The organism is Winogradskyella echinorum, from assembly GCF_014297365.1.
Taxonomy (GTDB): Bacteria; Bacteroidota; Bacteroidia; order Flavobacteriales; family Flavobacteriaceae; genus Winogradskyella; species Winogradskyella echinorum.
The window spans coordinates 908,367-929,320 of record NZ_JACOQD010000002.1; the positions used below are offsets into that span (position 1 = coordinate 908,367).

General features: G+C 32.7%; 23 protein-coding genes. All 23 read left to right on the plus strand.

Translation table 11 applies throughout. The annotated features are described in order from the left end of the window. Position 1 precedes the first annotated feature (1 nt). On the plus strand, positions 2-772 hold the full coding sequence (locus tag H8K90_RS11265; protein ID WP_186846057.1) for an O-methyltransferase: 771 nt from the start codon (positions 2-4) through the stop codon (positions 770-772). An 81-nt stretch (positions 773-853) separates the two neighbouring features. Further along, a complete protein-coding gene (locus H8K90_RS11270; protein ID WP_186846058.1) occupies positions 854-1,543 on the plus strand; it encodes an ABC transporter ATP-binding protein in 690 nt (229 codons plus the stop codon). Positions 1,544-1,639: 96 nt separating this feature from the next. Next, positions 1,640-2,125, plus strand: a complete 486-nt coding sequence (locus tag H8K90_RS11275; protein ID WP_186846059.1) for a hypothetical protein — start codon at positions 1,640-1,642, stop codon at positions 2,123-2,125. A 202-nt stretch (positions 2,126-2,327) separates the two neighbouring features. Continuing rightward, positions 2,328-2,903, plus strand: coding sequence for a cob(I)yrinic acid a,c-diamide adenosyltransferase (locus tag H8K90_RS11280; protein WP_186846060.1), 576 nt, complete (start codon positions 2,328-2,330; stop codon positions 2,901-2,903). Between the two features lie 253 nt (positions 2,904-3,156). After that, on the plus strand, positions 3,157-3,378 hold the full coding sequence (locus tag H8K90_RS11285) for a DUF2795 domain-containing protein (RefSeq protein WP_008272287.1): 222 nt from the start codon (positions 3,157-3,159) through the stop codon (positions 3,376-3,378). A gap of 191 nt (positions 3,379-3,569) precedes the next feature. Next, on the plus strand, positions 3,570-6,926 hold the full coding sequence (gene secA, locus H8K90_RS11290; RefSeq protein ID WP_186846061.1) for a preprotein translocase subunit SecA: 3,357 nt from the start codon (positions 3,570-3,572) through the stop codon (positions 6,924-6,926). Between the two features lie 280 nt (positions 6,927-7,206). Next, the gene (locus H8K90_RS11295; protein WP_186846062.1) at positions 7,207-7,878 is read left to right on the plus strand and encodes a hypothetical protein; all 672 of its coding nucleotides are present in this window, start codon (positions 7,207-7,209) and stop codon (positions 7,876-7,878) included. A gap of 181 nt (positions 7,879-8,059) precedes the next feature. Beyond that, positions 8,060-8,797, plus strand: coding sequence for a hypothetical protein (locus tag H8K90_RS11300; RefSeq protein ID WP_186846063.1), 738 nt, complete (start codon positions 8,060-8,062; stop codon positions 8,795-8,797). Positions 8,798-8,981: 184 nt separating this feature from the next. Further along, positions 8,982-9,422: a hypothetical protein gene (locus H8K90_RS11305; RefSeq protein WP_186846064.1), complete on the plus strand. Its 441-nt coding sequence runs from the start codon at positions 8,982-8,984 to the stop codon at positions 9,420-9,422. A gap of 149 nt (positions 9,423-9,571) precedes the next feature. Then, positions 9,572-10,600 (plus strand): HNH endonuclease signature motif containing protein, encoded by a 1,029-nt coding sequence (locus H8K90_RS11310; protein ID WP_186846065.1) that lies wholly within the window; start codon positions 9,572-9,574, stop codon positions 10,598-10,600. Positions 10,601-10,977: 377 nt separating this feature from the next. Then, positions 10,978-11,328, plus strand: coding sequence for a hypothetical protein (locus H8K90_RS11315; RefSeq protein ID WP_186846066.1), 351 nt, complete (start codon positions 10,978-10,980; stop codon positions 11,326-11,328). 161 nt (positions 11,329-11,489) lie between these two features. Continuing rightward, positions 11,490-11,900: a lipocalin family protein gene (locus tag H8K90_RS11320; protein WP_186846067.1), complete on the plus strand. Its 411-nt coding sequence runs from the start codon at positions 11,490-11,492 to the stop codon at positions 11,898-11,900. A 153-nt stretch (positions 11,901-12,053) separates the two neighbouring features. After that, positions 12,054-12,581, plus strand: coding sequence for a hypothetical protein (locus tag H8K90_RS11325; RefSeq protein WP_186846068.1), 528 nt, complete (start codon positions 12,054-12,056; stop codon positions 12,579-12,581). A gap of 178 nt (positions 12,582-12,759) precedes the next feature. After that, the gene (locus tag H8K90_RS11330) at positions 12,760-13,239 is read left to right on the plus strand and encodes a DUF695 domain-containing protein (protein ID WP_186846069.1); all 480 of its coding nucleotides are present in this window, start codon (positions 12,760-12,762) and stop codon (positions 13,237-13,239) included. A gap of 148 nt (positions 13,240-13,387) precedes the next feature. Continuing rightward, complete coding sequence (locus H8K90_RS11335; protein WP_186846070.1) at positions 13,388-13,978, plus strand: hypothetical protein; 591 nt, start codon at positions 13,388-13,390, stop codon at positions 13,976-13,978. 214 nt (positions 13,979-14,192) lie between these two features. Then, positions 14,193-15,407 (plus strand): DUF3089 domain-containing protein, encoded by a 1,215-nt coding sequence (locus tag H8K90_RS11340; protein WP_186846071.1) that lies wholly within the window; start codon positions 14,193-14,195, stop codon positions 15,405-15,407. Between the two features lie 162 nt (positions 15,408-15,569). Then, a complete protein-coding gene (locus H8K90_RS11345) occupies positions 15,570-16,052 on the plus strand; it encodes a hypothetical protein (RefSeq protein ID WP_186846072.1) in 483 nt (160 codons plus the stop codon). Between the two features lie 164 nt (positions 16,053-16,216). After that, positions 16,217-16,987 carry a DUF6090 family protein gene (locus H8K90_RS11350; protein WP_186846202.1) on the plus strand — a complete coding sequence of 257 codons (771 nt, stop codon included), beginning with the start codon at positions 16,217-16,219 and terminating at the stop codon, positions 16,985-16,987. Positions 16,988-17,005: 18 nt separating this feature from the next. Continuing rightward, positions 17,006-17,728 (plus strand): DUF6090 family protein, encoded by a 723-nt coding sequence (locus H8K90_RS11355; protein WP_186846073.1) that lies wholly within the window; start codon positions 17,006-17,008, stop codon positions 17,726-17,728. Positions 17,729-17,906: 178 nt separating this feature from the next. Beyond that, positions 17,907-18,485, plus strand: coding sequence for a Crp/Fnr family transcriptional regulator (locus H8K90_RS11360; RefSeq protein WP_186846074.1), 579 nt, complete (start codon positions 17,907-17,909; stop codon positions 18,483-18,485). Between the two features lie 90 nt (positions 18,486-18,575). Then, entirely contained in the window at positions 18,576-19,466 is an 891-nt protein-coding gene (locus H8K90_RS11365) for an MBL fold metallo-hydrolase (RefSeq protein ID WP_186846075.1), read from the plus strand. Positions 19,467-19,534: 68 nt separating this feature from the next. Next, positions 19,535-19,924, plus strand: coding sequence for a nuclear transport factor 2 family protein (locus H8K90_RS11370; protein WP_186846076.1), 390 nt, complete (start codon positions 19,535-19,537; stop codon positions 19,922-19,924). Positions 19,925-20,095: 171 nt separating this feature from the next. Continuing rightward, a complete protein-coding gene (locus H8K90_RS11375; protein ID WP_186846077.1) occupies positions 20,096-20,947 on the plus strand; it encodes a helix-turn-helix domain-containing protein in 852 nt (283 codons plus the stop codon). Positions 20,948-20,954: the final 7 nt, after the last annotated feature.

The following is a 20,954-nucleotide window of genomic DNA, read 5'->3' on the forward strand; positions in this document are numbered from 1 at the left end:
AATGTATCAAGTAATAGCATACATAAAGTTTTTATTTAGTTCAACCAATCAACATGGTGTCCACTCTCCTTTTGTATATCAATTTGTAACCAAATGTCTCTATGACAAAAAAAAATATCAGGACTATTCAAAACTTGTAGCCTATAGAAATGCTTTAATAAAAAACAATGATATAATAGAATTTACTGACTTTGGTTCAGGTTCAAAAGTTTTCAAATCTAATACAAGAACTACTAGTGCAATTACCAAAAACGCTGGCACTCCAATAAAACGAGCAAAATTATTTTATCGGCTAGCTCAATATTTCAAGCCAAAAAACATTTTAGAGTTAGGTACGTCGCTTGGGTTAGCGACTCATGCTATGGCTTTAGGTTATTCTAAAAACCAAATTACTACCATAGAAGGTTGCCCAAAAACAGCATTGTATGCACAACAACAACTTAAGCGTTTTAAAGTTGAAAATGTAATTGTAGAAACTGGCGAGTTTAAACATAAACTACCGAATTTAAGCCATAACAATTACGATCTCATTTTCTTTGATGGGCATCATAATAAAACAGCCACAATTCAATATTTCGAGTCTCTTTTACCTACTGCAAACAATGAAACTATTTTTGTTTTCGACGACATTTATTGGTCTAAAGGCATGACAGAAGCTTGGGATTATATTAAAAACCACAAATCTGTAACTGTAACCGTAGATTGTTTTAATTTAGGCTTTGTGTTTTTTAGAAAAGAACAAGCCAAAGAACATTTTAAAATAAGAGTGTAACAACCTAACTACTTTAACGTCTTATTAACTGTAAAATCCTGTATCTTGCAGGAAAATTTAAGCAACCAAGACTATTTGATTATGAGTGACAACGTCATTGAGATTAGAGGTATCATTAGAGATTTTAAATTAGGACAAGAAATTGTTCATGTTTTAAAGGGTATAGATTTAGATATAAAACGTGGCGAATATGTTGCTATAATGGGACCTTCTGGTTCTGGTAAATCTACCTTAATGAATTTGCTAGGTTGTTTAGATACACCAACTGACGGCAGCTATAATTTAAATGGAAAAGATGTAAGTAAAATGTCTGATGATGAGTTAGCTGATATTAGAAATACCGAAATTGGATTTGTATTTCAAACCTTTAACTTACTGCCGAGAACGACTGCTTTAGATAATGTAGCATTGCCAATGGTATATGCAGGCGCCTCTAAAAAACAGCGTGTAGAAAGAGCCACTGAAGTACTTACAGATGTAGGTTTAGCAGACCGAATGGATCATAAACCCAACCAACTTTCTGGAGGTCAACGTCAGCGAGTAGCAGTAGGTAGAGCTTTAGTAAATAAGCCTTCTATTATCTTAGCAGATGAACCTACAGGAAACTTAGACTCTAAAACAGGAACTGAAATCATGGCACTATTCGATCAAATTCATGCTTCAGGAAACACTGTAATTATGGTAACCCACGAAGAAGATATCGCTGCACATGCCAAACGTGTTATACGTTTGCGAGATGGTGTCATTGAAAGTGATACTTTTAATGATTAGTGATTAGTGATTAGTGATTAGTGATTAGAAAGTATAAAAACCATTACTAAACTATTCTTAAAACTACTTTCAACTTGCTATCTTAGATATAACTATATGACTTTAGATATTTTAGATGATTATTTTAGTTCTAAGAATAAATATTCTAATTTTTGGAGATGGTCTATTTTTTCACTTTGTATAATTAATCTTTTAAGTATTTTTCAATTAGTAGAATTGCCAAATTCTATTAAAACCTTATTATTTGGTCTAATTTGTCTTTTTCTTCTGGGAAATTCATTTAGCCACAAGATTTTTAAAAGAGTAGGTAAACTTGAATGTATAGACAATAAGTTCATTATTAAACTTCACGATAAATCCGAATATATAGAATTAACTGATGTTAAACACATAAAAATCTCAAACATACAACCAAATGATTACATGTTAACTTTTGATTCTGGGAAAGATGTAAGAGTTGAAATCAAATCAGAAAAACTCGATAACTTTAAATCATTTTGCGAGAAAAATAACATTGAAATCATTAAAGATAGTTTAATAAGAAATTTGAAATCATTTTTTAGTAAAGAAAAATCTTATTAAAATTCATATCTCATTTCATATGTTCTTCTTGGGTAATATAATCGAAGAATGCAGATTTAAGATTATTATAGTCAATTTATTAAAAAACCCAATCAACATATCCTCTATTACAGTTTTAAATCTTTGCGTCTCTACGACTTTACGAGAAAAACTTCAAACTTCTAGCTACTAACTTCAAACCATATTCATTAACTTTGTTAGCATGAAAGTCTACACAAAAACAGGAGATAAAGGTACTACTGCCCTATTTGGTGGCACACGTGTACCAAAGCATCATATTCGCATAGAAAGCTACGGAACCATTGATGAGCTTAACTCGCATATTGGTTTAATAAGAGATCAAGATATAGACCAACTGTATAAGAACACACTAATGCACATACAAGATCGGCTATTTACTGTTGGTGCTATCTTGGCAACAGACCCAGAAAAAGCAACATTAAAAAATGGCAAAGACCGATTAAACATTCCTAAAATTTCTAATGAGGATATTGAGCGTTTAGAAAAGGAAATGGATAACATGGAAGACAGTTTACCACCGATGACGCACTTTGTTTTACCAGGAGGTCATCAAACGGTGTCATTCTGTCACATCGCACGTACTGTTTGCCGGAGAGCCGAGCGTTTGGCGTCGCATCTCAACGACCTAGAACCATTTCAGCCCGAAACTTTAATGTACATCAATAGACTTTCTGACTACCTTTTTGTATTGGCACGGAAGTTGTCACATGATTTACAAGCTGAAGAAATAAAATGGATTCCTAATAAAGAATCATAAGACATTTTTTTTACTCAGATTTGGATTATAATTGCAATACTTAGTCCGAAGCAAAAGTTGACGATTACACGTTCTTTCAATTAATGACATAACATTTATAAGGGAGCTTTGATTGATTCAAAACACTCAGATATAAATGTTTAGCAAGACCGATAAATTAAAATATTTATTAAACAAGCTAATTAATTTGATTTTTTCTTGAATTATTCAACTAAAAAATTATTTTTGCAAAAATTAAATTACACACGCAAATATGTATTGGACATTAGAATTAGCATCTTATTTAAGTGATGCGCCTTGGCCAGCAACCAAAGATGAGCTTATTGACTACGCAATTAGAACAGGAGCACCATTAGAAGTTGTTGAAAATTTACAAGCGATAGAAGATGAAGGAGATTCTTACGACTCTATTGAAGAAATTTGGCCAGACTATCCAACCGACGAAGATTACCTCTGGAATGAGGATGAATATTAACATATAAAATTATCACAAAAAAGTCTCTTGCGTTACCTTAACTAAGAGACTTTTTTTATTTTCGGATGCTTTTTACAAGCATACAACATCTGTTGTATTGTACATAGTTATTGTACTACGCTCAATTCGACAGATTAGAATCATTAAACAAAACACAGGTTACCTTAACCAACCTGACCAAAATATATAACATGGGAATATTAGATAAAGTACTTAAAGTTTTTGTTGGAGATAAATCCAAACAAGATGTAAGTGCTATTACACCAATTGTAAATAAAATTAAAACTTTTGAAGCCGCACTCGAGGCTTTATCTCACGACGAACTTAGAGCTAAAACAATTGAGTTTAAAGCAAAAATTGCTGAAGCCAGAAAACCACTTCAAGATAAAAAAGAAGATCTTTTAACCAAAGCAGAAGTTACTGAAGATATCGATGAGCGCGAAGATATCTATGTAGAGATCGATAAAATTGAAGATGAAATTTACGATGTTACTGAAGATGTTTTAAATGATATTTTACCCGAAGCTTTTGCCGTAGTTAAAGAAACTGCAAAACGTTTTGTACACAACACACAGATTTCAGTAACCGCAAATGCTTTTGACCGTGAGATATCGGGCGAACACGACTATGTAACTCTAGAAGGTGACCAAGCTATTTGGGCAAACTCTTGGGATGCTGCCGGTAAGCCAATTACTTGGGACATGATTCACTACGATGTACAGTTAATTGGTGGTGTAGCAATGCACCAAGGTAAAATTGCTGAGATGCAAACTGGTGAAGGTAAAACGTTGGTGGCAACACTACCTGTATATCTTAATGCTTTAGCTGGTAAAGGAGTACACCTTGTTACGGTAAACGATTATCTTGCCAAACGAGATAGCGCATGGATGGCTCCAATATTTGAATTCCATGGACTTAGTGTAGATTGTATAGATTACCACACACCAAACTCAGATGCACGTCGTAAGGCTTATAACGCAGATATCACTTACGGAACCAATAACGAATTTGGTTTCGATTATCTACGTGATAATATGGCACATTCGCCAGAAGATTTAGTGCAACGTCCACACCACTACGCTATAGTAGATGAGGTGGATTCTGTATTAGTTGATGATGCACGTACACCGTTAATTATATCTGGTCCAGTTCCAAAAGGAGACGAACACGAGTTTGATGCCTTAAAACCAAAAGTGCAACAAATTGAAGAAGTACAACGTAAATATTTAGTAGGTGTTTTAGCAGAAGCTAAAAAACTAATTGCTGCAGGAGATACAAAAGAAGGTGGTTTTCAATTATTAAGAGCCTACAGAGGTATTCCTAAAAATAAAGCATTAATTAAGTTTTTATCTGAAGAAGGAATTAAGCAATTGCTTCAAAAAACGGAAAACTTCTACATGCAGGACAACAATAGAGAAATGCCTAAAGTAGATGCAGAACTCTATTATGTTATTGACGAAAAAAACAATCAGGTAGAATTATCTGATAAAGGTATAGAATTCCTTTCTGGAGAAGACGATCCAAACTTCTTCGTTATGCCAGAAATGGGAACCGAAATCGCAAAAATTGAAGCGATGGGCTTATCCTCTGAAGAAGAAGCAAATCTTAAAGAAGATTTATTTAGAGACTTCGGAATTAAATCGGAACGTATCCATACCCTCAATCAATTATTAAAAGCATACGCCTTATTCGAAAAAGACAATCAGTATGTTGTTATGGACAACAAAGTAATGATTGTAGATGAGCAAACGGGTCGTATTATGGATGGTCGTCGTTACTCGGACGGATTGCACCAAGCGATTGAAGCAAAAGAAAATGTGAAAATTGAAGCGGCTACTCAAACATTCGCAACAGTAACACTTCAAAATTATTTTAGAATGTACCGTAAATTATCTGGTATGACAGGTACTGCGGTTACAGAAGCAGGCGAATTCTGGGAAATCTACAAGTTAGATGTTGTTGAAATTCCTACCAACAGACCTATTGCAAGAGACGATAGAGACGATTTAGTTTACAAAACTAAACGCGAAAAATATAATGCCGTAATTGATGAAGTTGTAACTCTTTCTAATGCTGGTCGTCCTGTACTTATTGGTACAACCAACGTAGAAATTTCTGAGCTTTTAGGTAAAATGTTGAGCATACGTAAAATAGATCATAATGTTTTAAATGCAAAACAACATAAAAAAGAAGCTGAAATTGTTGCACAAGCTGGTAATGCAGGCCAAGTAACCATTGCTACGAACATGGCTGGTCGTGGTACAGATATTAAATTGAGTGATGAAGTAAAAGCCGCAGGTGGTTTAGCCATTGTAGGTACAGAGCGTCACGATTCGCGTCGTGTAGACAGACAGTTACGTGGTAGAGCTGGTCGTCAAGGAGATCCAGGAAGTTCACAATTTTATGTGTCTTTAGAAGATAACTTAATGCGCCTATTCGGTTCGGAGCGTATTGCAAAGATGATGGATAGAATGGGACTTAAAGAAGGTGAAGTGATACAACACAGTATGATTTCTAAATCTATTGAGCGTGCACAGAAAAAAGTAGAAGAAAATAACTTTGGTGTGCGTAAGCGTTTACTAGAATATGATGATGTAATGAATGCACAACGTGAGGTTGTTTACAAACGTCGTCGTAATGCTTTACATGGAGAACGTCTAAGAGTAGATTTAGCCAACATGATTTACGATACCTCAGAAGGTATTGCAAACAACAATAAGGACGCCAACGACTATAAAAACTTTGAGTTTGAATTAATCCGTTATTTCTCAATGTCCTCTCCTATAACTGAAGCAGAATTCAGCAAAATGGGAGCACAAGAAATTGCAGGTGTTATTTATAAAGCTGCTTTTAAGCACTACAGAGAAAAAATGCAACGCGCTGCAGATTTAGCATTTCCTGTTATTGAAAATGTATACAATACACAACGAGATAAATTTAAACGAATCGTTGTTCCATTTACAGATGGTGTAAAGAATCTTCAAGTTGTAACGGACTTAGAAAAAGCTTACGAAACCAAAGGAACACAGTTAATTAATGATTTTGAAAAGAACATTACTTTGGCTATTGTTGATGATGCTTGGAAAGTACATTTACGTAAAATGGATGAGTTAAAGCAATCGGTTCAGTTAGCGGTTCACGAGCAAAAAGACCCATTGTTAATCTATAAGTTTGAGTCTTTTGAGCTATTTAAAGCTATGATAGACCAAGTAAATAAAGATGTTATTTCATTCTTATTTAAAGGTGAAATTCCGCAAGAAACTGCAAACACTATACAAGAAGCTAGAGCACGTAAAAAAGAGAAATTAGAAACTCAAAAAGACGAAATTCCTAATATGGATGAACGTGCTGCACAAAGCAGACAAGCTGGTGAAGGTGCTTCTCGTCAACAACAAGTAGTAGAAACAATTGTTAGAGAGCAACCAAAAATTGGACGTAACGATAAAGTAACTATTAAACATGTAATGAGCGGAGAAAACAAAACCGTAAAATATAAACAAGCCATTCCTTTAATTGATAAAGGAGAATGGGTTTTGGTTAACGATTAGCAAAACCATTGATTTTGTCATCCTAAACTTGTTTAAGGATTTCAGAATAAGACCCAAAAACATAAATTTGTTATTCTGAAATTGTTTCAGAAACTAAAAACTAAAAATCCTGATGCAACCCATCAGGATTTTTTTTATGTGTCATACAATGCAGAACCATTTGTTAATTATGTATTGTAATCAATTTAAGTGCGTCATTTTTAGTAACTTTAAAATCAAATAGTTATACAAAGCATAGACTTATACAAACTCACATTACACAAAACACTAAGAAAATAACATGAAAAATTATATCATCACAGCACTTGCCTTTGCCGGTATTTTAATGTCTTGTAACTCATCGGACAAAACAACCACCACCATTGAAGAAACCTCAGAAGCGGACACTACAATAAACCAAATCGATAAAAATTTAAAACCTATAGATTCTAACGACGCATTAATTGCAACTGCTTTAATGGCTGCTCCAGAAGCAAGTAGAGCAAACTGTAAAGTTATTGGGTATAATTTGGCAGGTGAATTTGTAACCTTAAAAGAAGGAAATAACGAATTTATTGTACTTGCCGACGACCCTAATAAAGAAGGTTTTAGTGCCGCATGTTATCATAAAGATCTAGAACCATTTATGGCTAGAGGGAGAACTTTAAAAGCAGAAGGAAAGAAACACCAAGAAATTTTTGATATCCGAGAAGCAGAGGTAAAAGCGGGTAAGCTTAATATACCAACTGGTGCCACCTTGCACATCTACTACGGTAAAAACGTATTGTATAATCCTAAAACCTCTAAAGTAGATGGAGCCAAACTCCGTTATGTGGTTTATATGCCTTATGCAACATCTGCTTCTACAGGTTTACCAGAAGCACCAGCAGCCTCTAATCATCCATGGATTATGAATCCTGGAACACATAGAGCACATATTATGATTTCGCCATTAGCAGATGATGGTATGTAGTATATAAGATGCTATTAATTCTCAATTCTACTAGAAACAAAAATTTCTGAAATTTGGTTATAAACAATACTTAATTTTAGTAATTTTAAAATACGATAAACGTGAACATATATTCACCATATCCAGAACATAAAACCGGATAAGAGGAACATATGTCCTTATATAACGAGTTGTACCACATATGACCAAACCATCTCAAATACTGATTTTAATAATGGTTTCTTTCACTCTAATTAATTGTGTGCAGAAAACCGAACTAACTGAATTGGAATTTGAACAAAAGGTGTTCTACGAATTATTTCCTGAACTTTCGGACAAAATGTATAATGACATTCGACTAATTCCAACGCCACCACCACCTTCACCAAATTATCTGACCGAAAAAGGGTTTGATGCTGAAAATGACTATAATAAAGCACTTGAAAATTGGGAAAAGTCAGATGATTATCGAAATAGATTAAATGACTGGAAAAAAAGAAGAGATTCGATAATTAATGACACTACTCTCATTTACATATCTTTTCCTGATTCAATAAACCAATTTGAAAGAGAAGATATGCATGAGCTAATTAATCATTTCAATGACCAAAAACTTGTAGTTGACTCTAAAGACTTTGAATTGAATAGCGGATTTAAAGTGGACTTTGACAATCTAAAGTCGGATAATAAAAAATTAAGATTTAAACCATTATCTGAATTTCCAGAAAGACGTGAATTTTGGACAACTAAATATGATTTTAATTTTCGAGGTTCAATGTCAATTACTCGAATTTTATTTGACAAAACAAAATCTTTCGGAGTGCTGAATACAGGTTTCGTAAAAGGTCGTCTGAATGGAAGTGGTTGTCGAGTTTTTATTCGAAAAGACGAAAATGGAAATTGGGTAATTGATAAAATAAAAGGAACTTGGATTTCTTAAAAAATACGTGGTACAACAACGTGTATAATTAATTGCTTTGGCAAGTGTTTATTTGGAAAATTCCTTCGGAATTTTCTCGCGTTCGTTTTTGTTTACTAAATTAGTTGCTTAAACACGCAACTAACCATACACAAAACCGTTGTGCACTATTTGAGGAAACCATTAAGCTTAATTGAAAACAGGAATGAAATTAACTAATGAACAGTTTACAGAAGTTGCTTTTATTTTCGAAAAGGAGAACGGAAATACTCACTCGGATTTTGAAAAAGGAATAATTGCAGAATCGAAATTTAAAAACTTTGAATCGTCTGAATTAGAACAGATAATTGTTAACGGACTTAACTCTGGAATTTATAAAAACGAAGATGAACGAGTTAGCGGATATTGGGCTTTATCAAAAATTTGCAATCAAAATTTGATTGCGGAATATAAGAAATGGTTGCGTAAGGAATTAGAAAACGAAAATGGAATTGCGGTTTTTCAAATATTAATCGGACTAGACCGACTTGACGAACCAGCATTTAATAAAAATCGATCTGGACGTGGTGCGGACGAAATGGAATTGAATTTTAGAGATGCTAAACAGTATTTGATAAATAAAAACAGTGCACAACAACGTGTATAATTAATTGCTTGGTTCACTGCCGACTTACGAAAATTCCGCTGGAATTTTCTATCTGTGATTTGTTTGCTAACTTAGTTGCTGAAACACGCAACTAACCATACACATCGCCGTTGTGCCTAATTTGACAACCAAGACCTAAAGGGAAAAATTTGGACAATATTTTAAACATATATGAATCTGAAAGAACCTGCGAATATCGTGGCGAAACTTATCATGTAAGAGACAATGGTTCTATTTTTAGACTACAAAAACCTAACAAAAGAAAAAGACCTTTAGACGAAAAATGGACTTTTGGAAATCCATGTAATCAGAAAGGTTACATGAACTTTTCATCAGAAACAGTACATAGGATTGTTGCAACAGCTTTTCATGGAAAACAACCTTCTGAAAAACATATTGTTGACCATATTGACACTAACAAAAAAAATAATAGACCTGAAAACTTAAGATGGATAACTAGATTGGAAAACATCTTACTAAATCCAATCACTTTATCTAGAATAATTTTTAAGTATGGAAGTATTGATAACTTCCTTACAAATCCCTCTAATCCAATAGATGGTGAACTTGAACAAAATTTCGATTGGATGAGAACGGTTACAAAAGAAGAATCTGATAATACTAGAAACAACTTATTAAATTGGGCTAAAGAAGGTAAAATTCCATCTGGAGGACAATTAGGAGAATGGATATTTAATCAGGAAATTACTAAAACCCAATCTACTACTCAACCCAATTACATAATATCTAAAACACCTAATGCAGCGCAACGCATTGTTTTTCATAATGATAAACCAAACGAATTTCCATGTACACCACAAATTATTAAAGGAAATCCATTGGCAACATACTTTGAGAATTTAAAAGTGGGAATGCCTTTTTTTAGAAATCATAATGGAGATTATGTAATAGTTAAAAGTGGATTTTCAAAAGATAGGCAATCTATTTATGTGCTGACAAGGTCTGATTATGTTTATAGAGAAATAGAAGATGGAGAATACACTGCTGTGCCAATTAATGAACTTAATGAGCAAGTCTCTATTAAGGATTTGCCACATTCGCTTTCTGAAGTAACTTATGTAGATAATTTGTTTTTGCATTCAAGGGTAGAAACAGGTTTTCATCCGAGGGAAGAGCTAGAAGACATATTTGCTGAATATACACAAGAGTTAGAATAAAAGTGTTAGAATTTCATTTGTGATATTTATAAAATAAAAACTAGGCACAACACCGTGTATAATTAATTGCTTGGTTCAGATCTACTTACGAAAATTCCTGAGGAATTTTCTCTGGCTCGTAAATGTTTGCTAAATTAGTTGCTGAAACACGCAACTAACCATACACAAACACGTTACCCAACATTTGACCAAAAATGCACGCTAAACTGAAAAACATAATTCTGACTTTAACTCTAATTGGAATTGGATTAGGGATTTTTAGTTACAGTAAAATGTACGAGTTTTTCTATCAAGAATTTTACTTTCCAGCAATATTGGCGGTTTTATTAATCACATTTATTTTTCTACCAAAGAATTTAAAGATAAAAAGCAAATTCTTGAATTTAACAGCACTCGGAATTGGAATTGTATTTGTGACTCTAACAACTCAACTGACTTTGGACTATTTTGGAATGAAAAGGACTGAAAAAATATTGACTGAATATCACGAATTGGATTGCGAAAAAATAACTGACCGATTTACGACTGATTTAGTAAATAATGAACTTAAATATTTTTCGAGCGGATTAGTCGGCTCGGGAAATTTATCGGAAAACATAAAAGAATACAGAATAGAAAATTTTGACCTTGGATGTATGGTTTATGACAATCTGAATTGCTACAATAAACTCGTTAGCAATTATCTAAAAAACAAAAAGAATATTACAATTAATGAACTGTATGAATAATAAAAACGTTGGGTAACAACGTGTATAAAAAATTGCTATTTTAGTGCTTAACCAAAGGCAGTTGCAATTTTGTTACGTCTGATTTTCCTGCGGAAAATCCTCGGTCACAAAACCGCAACTTTCCATACACAAACCGTTGTACGCAAGCTAAAAAAAGCATTATGAAAAATAAAATCTTGTTACTGACTTTGACAATTCTATTTGGTTTCCAATTGAGTTTTGGACAAGAAAATGAATTAACTGAATTTAATGCTAATGATTTGATTGGAGAATGGTATCCAAAATATAATCGAGGCAAACTTGAATTGACTTTTGAAAAGAAAGTAACAACTGAACACAAATACGGATTAAGTATTGAAATATTGAAAAACGGAGAATTTCGAAATAGATATTCAGCACCTTGTGGAAATGACACTATGCTTCGGACTCATAATTACAGTGGAAAATGGAGTCTGAATAAAGGTGAGTGGATAATAACCACAACTGAACCAATTAATCGACAAGGAACGGTTTATAAAATAGTGGAATTAAAACTTGACAAGTTAGTTCTTGCCGAAATTAAAACGGAATAAAGCCAGCGTACAACACCGTGTATAATTAATTGCTTTGGCAAGTGCTTATTTGGAAAATTCCTTCGGAATTTTCTCGGGTTCGTATTTGTTTACTAAATTAGTTGCTTAACCACGCAACTAACCATACACATCAACGTTACCACACATTTGAGAATGACGCAAAAACAACGTAAAATATTCTACCCAGTAATTTTCTTTCTAGGAGCAATTTTAATTATTTGGGAAATTAATATTTACAGAGAAACAATTATCAATTTGATGATTCCAATCGGAATTATAATGGTTGTTGGAATAATTGCATTTATTCTCGATTTTAAGAATTATAAGAGCACTTATGAATATAATGGAATTGGACTTTACCTCTATTCCGCAATGCATTATGTAATCGGATTTGGATTTATTGCTTGCTCAATCTTTATGTTATCGAATTATTATTTCGCTGACCAAAATACAAGAACTGAATCGTATGAGATTATTCGGACTTCCTCACTAGCTTCTGGAGGAAAATATAGAATTGACGTCCGAACACCAACGTTTAGGATTAATTATAATGGAAAAATAAAAGAATTAGTCTTTTCATCTGAATTTTATGAAAAAAGGAACTTCTACAATAATGTGGAATTGGAAATTCGACAAGGACTTTTTGGATTTGACATTTTAGAAAATAAAAAACTGAATTAAAATAGTAACCGAATAAAAAACGTGTGGTAACACCGTGTATATTTAATTGCTTCATTCTAGCCTACTTGCGAATATTCCTTCGGAATATTCACAGGTTCGTAAAAGTTTGCTAATTTAGTTGCTTAACCACGCAACTAACCATACACAAACACGTTAGCACACATTTAACCCAAACAAGATGTTTAAGAAATTATTTTCAAAAAAAGAACCCAAAACTTACGGACCGACAGAACCGATTTATCCTGGCGAATTGTTTGAGGTTGCTGAAATAAGTGATGATAATGGATTCTTTGGATTTTCTAATATCAATAAATCTTACGACAATTATCCTAATAAAAAATACTTCCCTTGGTGGATTCAAGTGACTTTGGAACTTGTGGACATTGACGACAGAAAAATGCCAACTGAAAGTGAAGCACAAATACTAAATGAATTGGAAGATGAAATTGAAAAATTTATTTCGGAAAAACATAAAACTCATTTTATCGGACGTGTAACTCAAAATGGATTTCGAGATATAATTTTTTACGTTCAAGAACCAAAATTTGACCAAGAAAAAACGAATATATTTTTTGACCAAGTTCAGAAAAAAAGACGAGTAAATTTTACAATGGAAAAAGACCTTGAATGGAAAAATGTTTCTGGACTGATAAAATAAAAAACGTGTGCTAACAACGTATAAAATTAATTGCTTGGTACGAGCCTACTTACGAAAATCCTAACGGATTTTCTATTCGGTTTGTATTTACTAAATTCGTTGCTAAACCACGCAACTAATCTTATACAAAACCGTTAGCTTTAATTTTATGAAAATCAAAACTCTATTATTATTTCTGAATTTATCTCTTCTTGCAAGTGCTCAAGAACTAGCGACTTTTTGTGAGAACGAATATGGAGGGAAAATTCTGAAAGAAACAAAATCAATTATCGATAGTTTGAAGAATAATGGAGCTCAAAATTTTATCTCACTCACTCATTATTCTGCTGGAACTGAAGCAGGATATGCTAAGATTCTTTGGAAGCAAGAGAATGAGATTAGCGGGATAGAAATTAAGATTAATAAAACCGATAATGAACTTTACGAAACGACTAAATCTTCATTAATTACGGACCAAAATTTCAAAACGATTGAATTCTTGAATGGTAAAAAGTTGAATACAAATAAAGAATTAAATGATATGTGTGAAGGTTGGATTTCACACCAACCATATTTTTTGCTTTACTACAATAATAGCGAAAATGAAGAATGTCTGAGTATTCCACAATCCAACACAGAATGTAATATTGGAGATTATCGAATAAAAATAATAGAAGAACTAAGTTTAGGTGCTTTGGAATTTCTTAAATTGAGAATTACAGAAGAAGAGTTTCAAAAACTTGAAATTAGAAAAAACTAAAGCTAACAACGGCTATAGTTCATTACGGCTGAAATTCCTAATCGGAATTTCAAGCCTTTTTGCTAAATTTATGGTTACGGCGGAATGATACTCGCGTACCATTCCGTAACGAAACCATAGCCAAAACCGTTGTGCATAAGCTGAACAAACAGAGTCAAATTAAACTTTATATCTTAAAAAAAGTCTTACAGTTACTCTAAAATACTGTTGTTTTATGAAGTATAGAAATATCATATTACTGTTTTGTTTTATAATCCTGGCAAATTGTTCAAAGGATAGTGATGATAGTATTTCTCAAAGTGAACAGAGAATTGAAATTCCATTATCCACTGTAGACTATAGCTCAATGGACAACTGGGTATTTCACCCAAATAAACCTACCTTTCTCACTAATTATAATCTGGATATTGCTGTAATAAATGAAAACCTTCAGATTGAAAATATTATTCCGATTACAAATAATTCTTATACAGATACAGGAATTGATGTGTTTTTTGTTCATCCAACAGTCTTAACCCAAAATGAGATTCCCGAATATATTGACATTCAGGACCAGCCCGAATTATTAATAACAGGTACCATAGTTGCTCAAGGTGCACTATTGTCAAAGTATGGTAGGCTATTTGCCCCTAGATATAGACAATCAACAGGTAGAACTTATAGACCCGAGACAGATAAGGAAACACAAGCTTCTATAATTGCTGTATCCTATAGTGATATTAAAGCGGCCTTTTTAGACTATCTAAATAATCATAATAATGGTAATAAAATCATTATTGCAGGACATTCTCAAGGGTCGTATCTTCTTGCCATGCTACTTAGAGATGTTATTGATTCTGATGAAAATTTGCGTAGCAAACTGATAACTGCGGCACTCGCTGGAATGGATTATTTATACGCTTCTGAAAATAGTTATCTAGGTGGCTGGTGGCAAAATATCCCCTTATGTACTACAACTAATGAATGTGGATGCGTTCACAACTGGACCAGTTTTGATGAAAGCCAGTCGTTACCAGAAATAGATTATGCAATGCCCCAATTTAATCCCTATTTAATCAATTCGGGTTTAGTATATAGAACCTTTAATGAAAGTGAAGATTGGTTCATTCAAGATTTTTCTTTTTATGATACGCAAACACAACCATTGAGATATTATATTGTACCAGATGCTAATTATAATCTTAGTGCAGGAAATAACTTCATTGCATTTGATAATTTATATAATGTAAGGCATAAAAGAGACGGATTAACAAAAGTTGCTTTGAGTCTAGCTCATAATCCTGAAGTTAATGATATGCGCCCTAACGATTTAGCAAATGAAGTATTTCATCCTAATTATAGCGATTGGGGCTATCATATAAAAGATTACCATATTTATTTATGGGCGCTGATGCAACAAATTGATTTAAAAATTAATAACTGTCAATAGAAATTAAGCCTATGCACAACACCGTGTATAATTCATTGCTAGCTAGAGCTTACTTACGAAAGTCCTCGCGGACTTTCTATCTGTGATTTATTTGCTAATTTGGTTGCTGAAACACGCAACGAAATCATACACAAACACGTTAGCACCAATTTGAGAACAACAATGAGAAAACCAATATTTTTAGTTTTAATTTTAATGGTCTTTTCTTGCCAAAGTAAGAAATCTGAAAAAACGCAGAATGCGGAATTGAATACTGAAACGGAAATTATTAAACCTGAAAGTTTAGTGCTTAACGATATAGTTGTCTATTTAAGTGGAGATAACGATTTGGCTCTTATAAAGCTGACTTTAATTCCGAATGGAACTTTTGATTTTTATATGAGCATTTATCCCGAACCAATGCAAGACGCTAAACCTGAATCTGACATAATAAACTTTAACGGAACTTGGAGCGGAAATGGAAAAACTGTATTGCTGAACTTTGCAGAACGAAAAAAAGACACGCTGAATTTAAATGACCTTTTTGACTCAAACTATAAAGAAGGAAATGAATTTAAAGTTATTAATCAAAATACGGTTGAGATTGACTATTCTTTGGGTAAATTAAATATTTGGGGAATTAGTTGTCTCAAATCGGGAAAATAAAAACTGGTGCTAACAATGTATAACCGCAATTACGACAGATTCGACTACGTCTGAATCCACTCGGAATTGCTAACGTCAGTGCTAAACCTAAAATTAATGCATATTGACCCGTAACTGACGGTTATACGAGACCGTTGGGCTTCATTATAACCAACCATTAACTAATGATAAAATTCTTTAGAAAAATTAGACAAAAAATGCTAACGGAAAATAAATTCAGTAAGTATCTGATTTATGCTATTGGCGAAATTATTCTTGTGGTTATCGGAATTTTGATTGCTCTTCAAATAAACAATCAGAATGAATATCGTAAAGAAAAAGCTGAAGAAATAAAAATGCTCGAAAATTTTAAGACAACCATCAAAGGGGATTTTAACGAAGTAAGTGGCTTTAGTAAAACTTTTGACGAAACAGATAGAGCTATTTACTACTTGCTAAAACATATGGAGGGAAATTTAGAATATAATGATTCATTAAAGACTCATTTTAGACAAACGACCGCTTTGTTTTCACCAAAAATTGACCAAGAAGTTTTTGCTACACTATCATCGACTGATTTGAATATTATCTCTAATGATAATTTGAAGAATGAAATTATATCATACTATTCATTTGCAAAAAGAGCTTTCGATGTAAGGATCAATCGCTATGCTAATATTATGGAAGATGCAAGCAAAAATATTTTTAGCAGTAGATTCAATGAATTATGGGGGAATACTTGGGATGACCCACACTATATTGATAACCTTCAACATAAGACAATGACACCAAAAAACTATGAAGAGCTAAAAAAGGACGAAGAATATCTATTCTTTTTAAAAAGCTTGAAAAATCAATTGTATTGGTATGTAAGGCGTCCTCTAAAACAAGCGACGGAAAAATCCGAAAGAGTGCTACAATTAATAAATGATGAATTAGAAACACTAAAAGAATAACGAAAGTAAAACTAACCAATGATAAAATTTTTTAGGAAAATTAGACAAAAACTGCTGACTGAAAACAAGTTTAGTAAATATCTGATTTATGCAATCGGAGAGATTATTTTGGTTGTCATTGGAATTTTAATTGCACTTCAAGTAAATAATTGGAATGAAAATCGGAAAATCGTGAAAATTGAAGAAAAATACTTATCGGAATTGTCCGAAGCCATAGAGTTGGATATTCTCGATTTAAAATCCAATATAAAAAACTCTCAAAAAACCATAGAAAGTATTGATTTATTATTAAATCATTTAGAAAAAAACTTACCCTATAACGATTCGCTAAATAAACATTTCACGAGAAGTTCATTATTTACAAATCTTATTACAAATTCTTCGGTTTATGAAAAGTTGGCATCAACCGGATTAGATATTATTTCAAGTGATAGCCTTCAGAAAAAAATTGTTAGATATTATGATTACTCTTCACCTTACTTAAGAAAAAATGAGGAAGTAATCGTTAATCCCCATCACAATTTGAGTGTTAGACCTACAATGATTGAGAAATTCAGCTATTCTTGGCTTTTGAAACCAGCAATTCCGAATTCTTACGAAGCATTGAAATCTGATTCGGCTTATTTAAGTCTTTTAAAAACAACGAAAGAAATAATAGCATTTAAGCAAAGAATGTCAAAAGATTTACTTGAGGAAGCTTCACTTTTGCAAGCAGACATAAAAAACCACCTAAATGATTAATTTTAAACTAAAATAACGAAAGCACAACAACGGCTATAAACAATTGCTATTACAAGGCTTATCCTGAAAATTTCTGCGGAATTTTCAGCTTGTTGTGTACTTGTAAAAGTCCGTGCCAACCCACGCAATTGTTCATAGCCGAGACCGTTGGGCGTAATGTAAAAATCCTCCTCCGAATATGACAGAATTACTAACACAAAATATATTAAACCATATTACCCTTTCTAAAAAAGAGTTAGATAACTTTTGTAATTTATTCAATCAAAAAGTAGTTCAAAAAAAGCACTTTCTTATGCGTGAAGGAGAGGTTTGCAAGTTTGAAGGTTTTGTTACCAAAGGTCTTTTTAGAGTATATCATATAGACAGTAATGGCTTTGAACAAGTACTTTATTTTGCACAAGAAAATTGGTGGATTACCGATATTGACAGTTTTACCAATGAGCAACCATCACAACTATACATACAAGCCTTAGAGGATAGTGAAGTATTATTAATTTCAAAAAAAGACAAAGAGTTTGCTTATATCAATATCCCTAAAATAGAAAAACTCTTTAGAATCATGACTCAAAAAACGCATATCGCTTTACAACAAAGAATGATTGACAATTTGAGTAAAACAGCCGACCAGCGTTATTTGGACTTTATTGAAAAATACCCCAATCTTTTTCAACGATTAACCAACCTGCAGATTGCCGCTTATTTGGGCATAAGCCATGAATTTTTGAGTAAAATTAGACGAAAAATAGCTAGTAAATAATCGTTGCCAAATCATTTATTGAACTTGTTCAATGTTTTGAAGTGGGTAATCATTGCATCTTTGTACCATCATAATAAACAGGACAAAAAAATGAAATCGATTATTTCAACAACATTATTTACAATTTTAATTTTATTCAAAATGAATGCACAAGAACAAAGTTTTAAAACAATAGAAACAAGCAAATTTAAACTTCAAATTTACAACGCATCCGAAAATAGTTTTGGTGTGGCATCTTTAATTATCTCAGGAAAAAACGATGCCGTATTAATAGATGCACAATTTACATTGGCAGAAGCTGAACAAGTCGCTCAAGAAATTAAAAACTCAGGTAAAACCTTAACAACTATTTATGTGTCTCACGGTGATCCTGATTTCTATTTCGGATTAGAGGTATTCAAAAAATATTTCCCTGAGGTTACAGCTTATGCAACGCCTGCAACAGTAGAACATATAAAAGCAACAGCCCAAAAGAAATTGGAAGTTTGGGGCGAAAGATTAGGTGATAAAATTACATCCAATGTTATTTTACCACAAGTTCTTAAAGAAAATTTTATTGCCTTAGAAGGTGAGAAACTAGAAATCATTGGATTAGAAGATTTCCCAAAAAGAACTTTTGTCTGGATTCCATCAATTAAAACAGCTTTAGGCGGCATTAATGTATTTGGCACAACATTTAATGTATGGATGGCAGATGCACAAACAACAGAAGCACGCCAAAACTGGTTATCAATCTTAAATAGCATTAGTGATTTAAAACCTGAAATAGTAATTCCGGCACACGCAAATACAAATTCAGATTTCACTATTGATGCTGTAAACCATACTAAAAATTACATTCAATTTTATGAAGAAGCTTTAAAAAGTAACACAACTTCTGAAGCGTTAATAGCAACGATAAAATCAAAATATCCGAATTTAACTTTTGAAACAGCTTTAGTGCTAGGAGCAAAAGTGAATACAGGAGAAATGAAATGGTAAGATTTATAATAATTATCAACTTGACATTGCTTTTAGTAGTGTCAAGTTGTTCGTTTAAACAGGAAGCAATGACAAATTTAGAAATCATAAAAAGTACATATGAAGGTAAAACTTCAGAAGAAAACGGTAAAAACTTGGCCAAACATGTAGCCGAAAATATTAGTTGGACAGAAGCTAAAGGTTTTCCATATGCTGGAACTTATATTGGTTTAGAAAGTGTTACCAAAAATGTTTTTCAGCGCTTAGGTAGCGAGTGGATTGATTATAAATTTACACCCGAAGATTATATTGCAAATGAAGACAAAGTAGTTGCTTATGGCACCTATTCGGGTACATATAAAAAAACGAACAAGTATTTTGAAGCAAGAGTGGCCCATATATGGAAACTGAACAATGGCAAGATTATCAGTTTTGAGCAGTTTGTGGATAGTAAATCGGTTGACGAAGCAATACGTTAAAACACTACGCCCAACACTGTATATAATTTATTGCTAGTCCTAGCCTACTTACGAAAATCCTCACAGACTTTCTATCTGTGATTTATTTGCTAACTTTAGTGTTTAAACCACGCAACTAATCATATACAAATACGTTGGTAGCATTTAAATTTATAGTGATAATTTAAAAGAATGAATCGTGAAATTATAGATATAAATGATTACACAATTTTGTTGGAAGAGGCTTCTACTAACAATAATCTAATAGATTCCTGTTATTTTGATGAGCCTGTAATAGCTGTTGCTTTTTATGGTGCAGGCGATGTTGGTCTTAATGTAAAATTTGATGGAAAAGCTAGAACATTCCATCATACTAAAGGTATGGTACTATCATTTTATGCAGATGAGAAAGTAGAGTTTGAACATCATGTTTCCAAACTAAAATCGTTGCAATGTTTAGTCATAACAACAACCATTAAAAACTTAGACAAATTGCCTAATGGTGAAGGTCAATTTTTGGAACAATTTTTATTTCAATTAATTCACCCAAAAGATCATTACATTGAAGGTCCTGTATTTAACATGAGTCCAGAAATGTTTCAATTAGTTGAACAGTTCTTTAGCAATACTTTCGAAGGTGAGATTAAAATGATGTTTTATAAAAGCCATATTACAGCTTTACTTTCTCATTATTTCGGCCAATTGGCAAAACAACAAAAAACCAAACTCAATACTTCGCAAATAGAAAAAATTAATCTCGCTCAAGAAATTTTATTATCTGATTTAGAAAACCCACCATCCTTAACTGAATTGGCACATAGAATTGGCACCAACACTAATAAATTAAAAATAGAATTTAAAGCACAGTTTGGAGTTCCTGTTTTTAAATACTTACAAAACGAACGTTTAAAAAAAGCCTACAGGTTAATAAAAAACGAACAAAAGACAATTCAAGAAGCCGCTTGGGCTGTGGGTTACGATAGTTTAGGCTCTTTCTCTAATGCATTTGAAAAAAAGTTTGGCTACAGACCTAGCCAGGTGTAAAATTCTT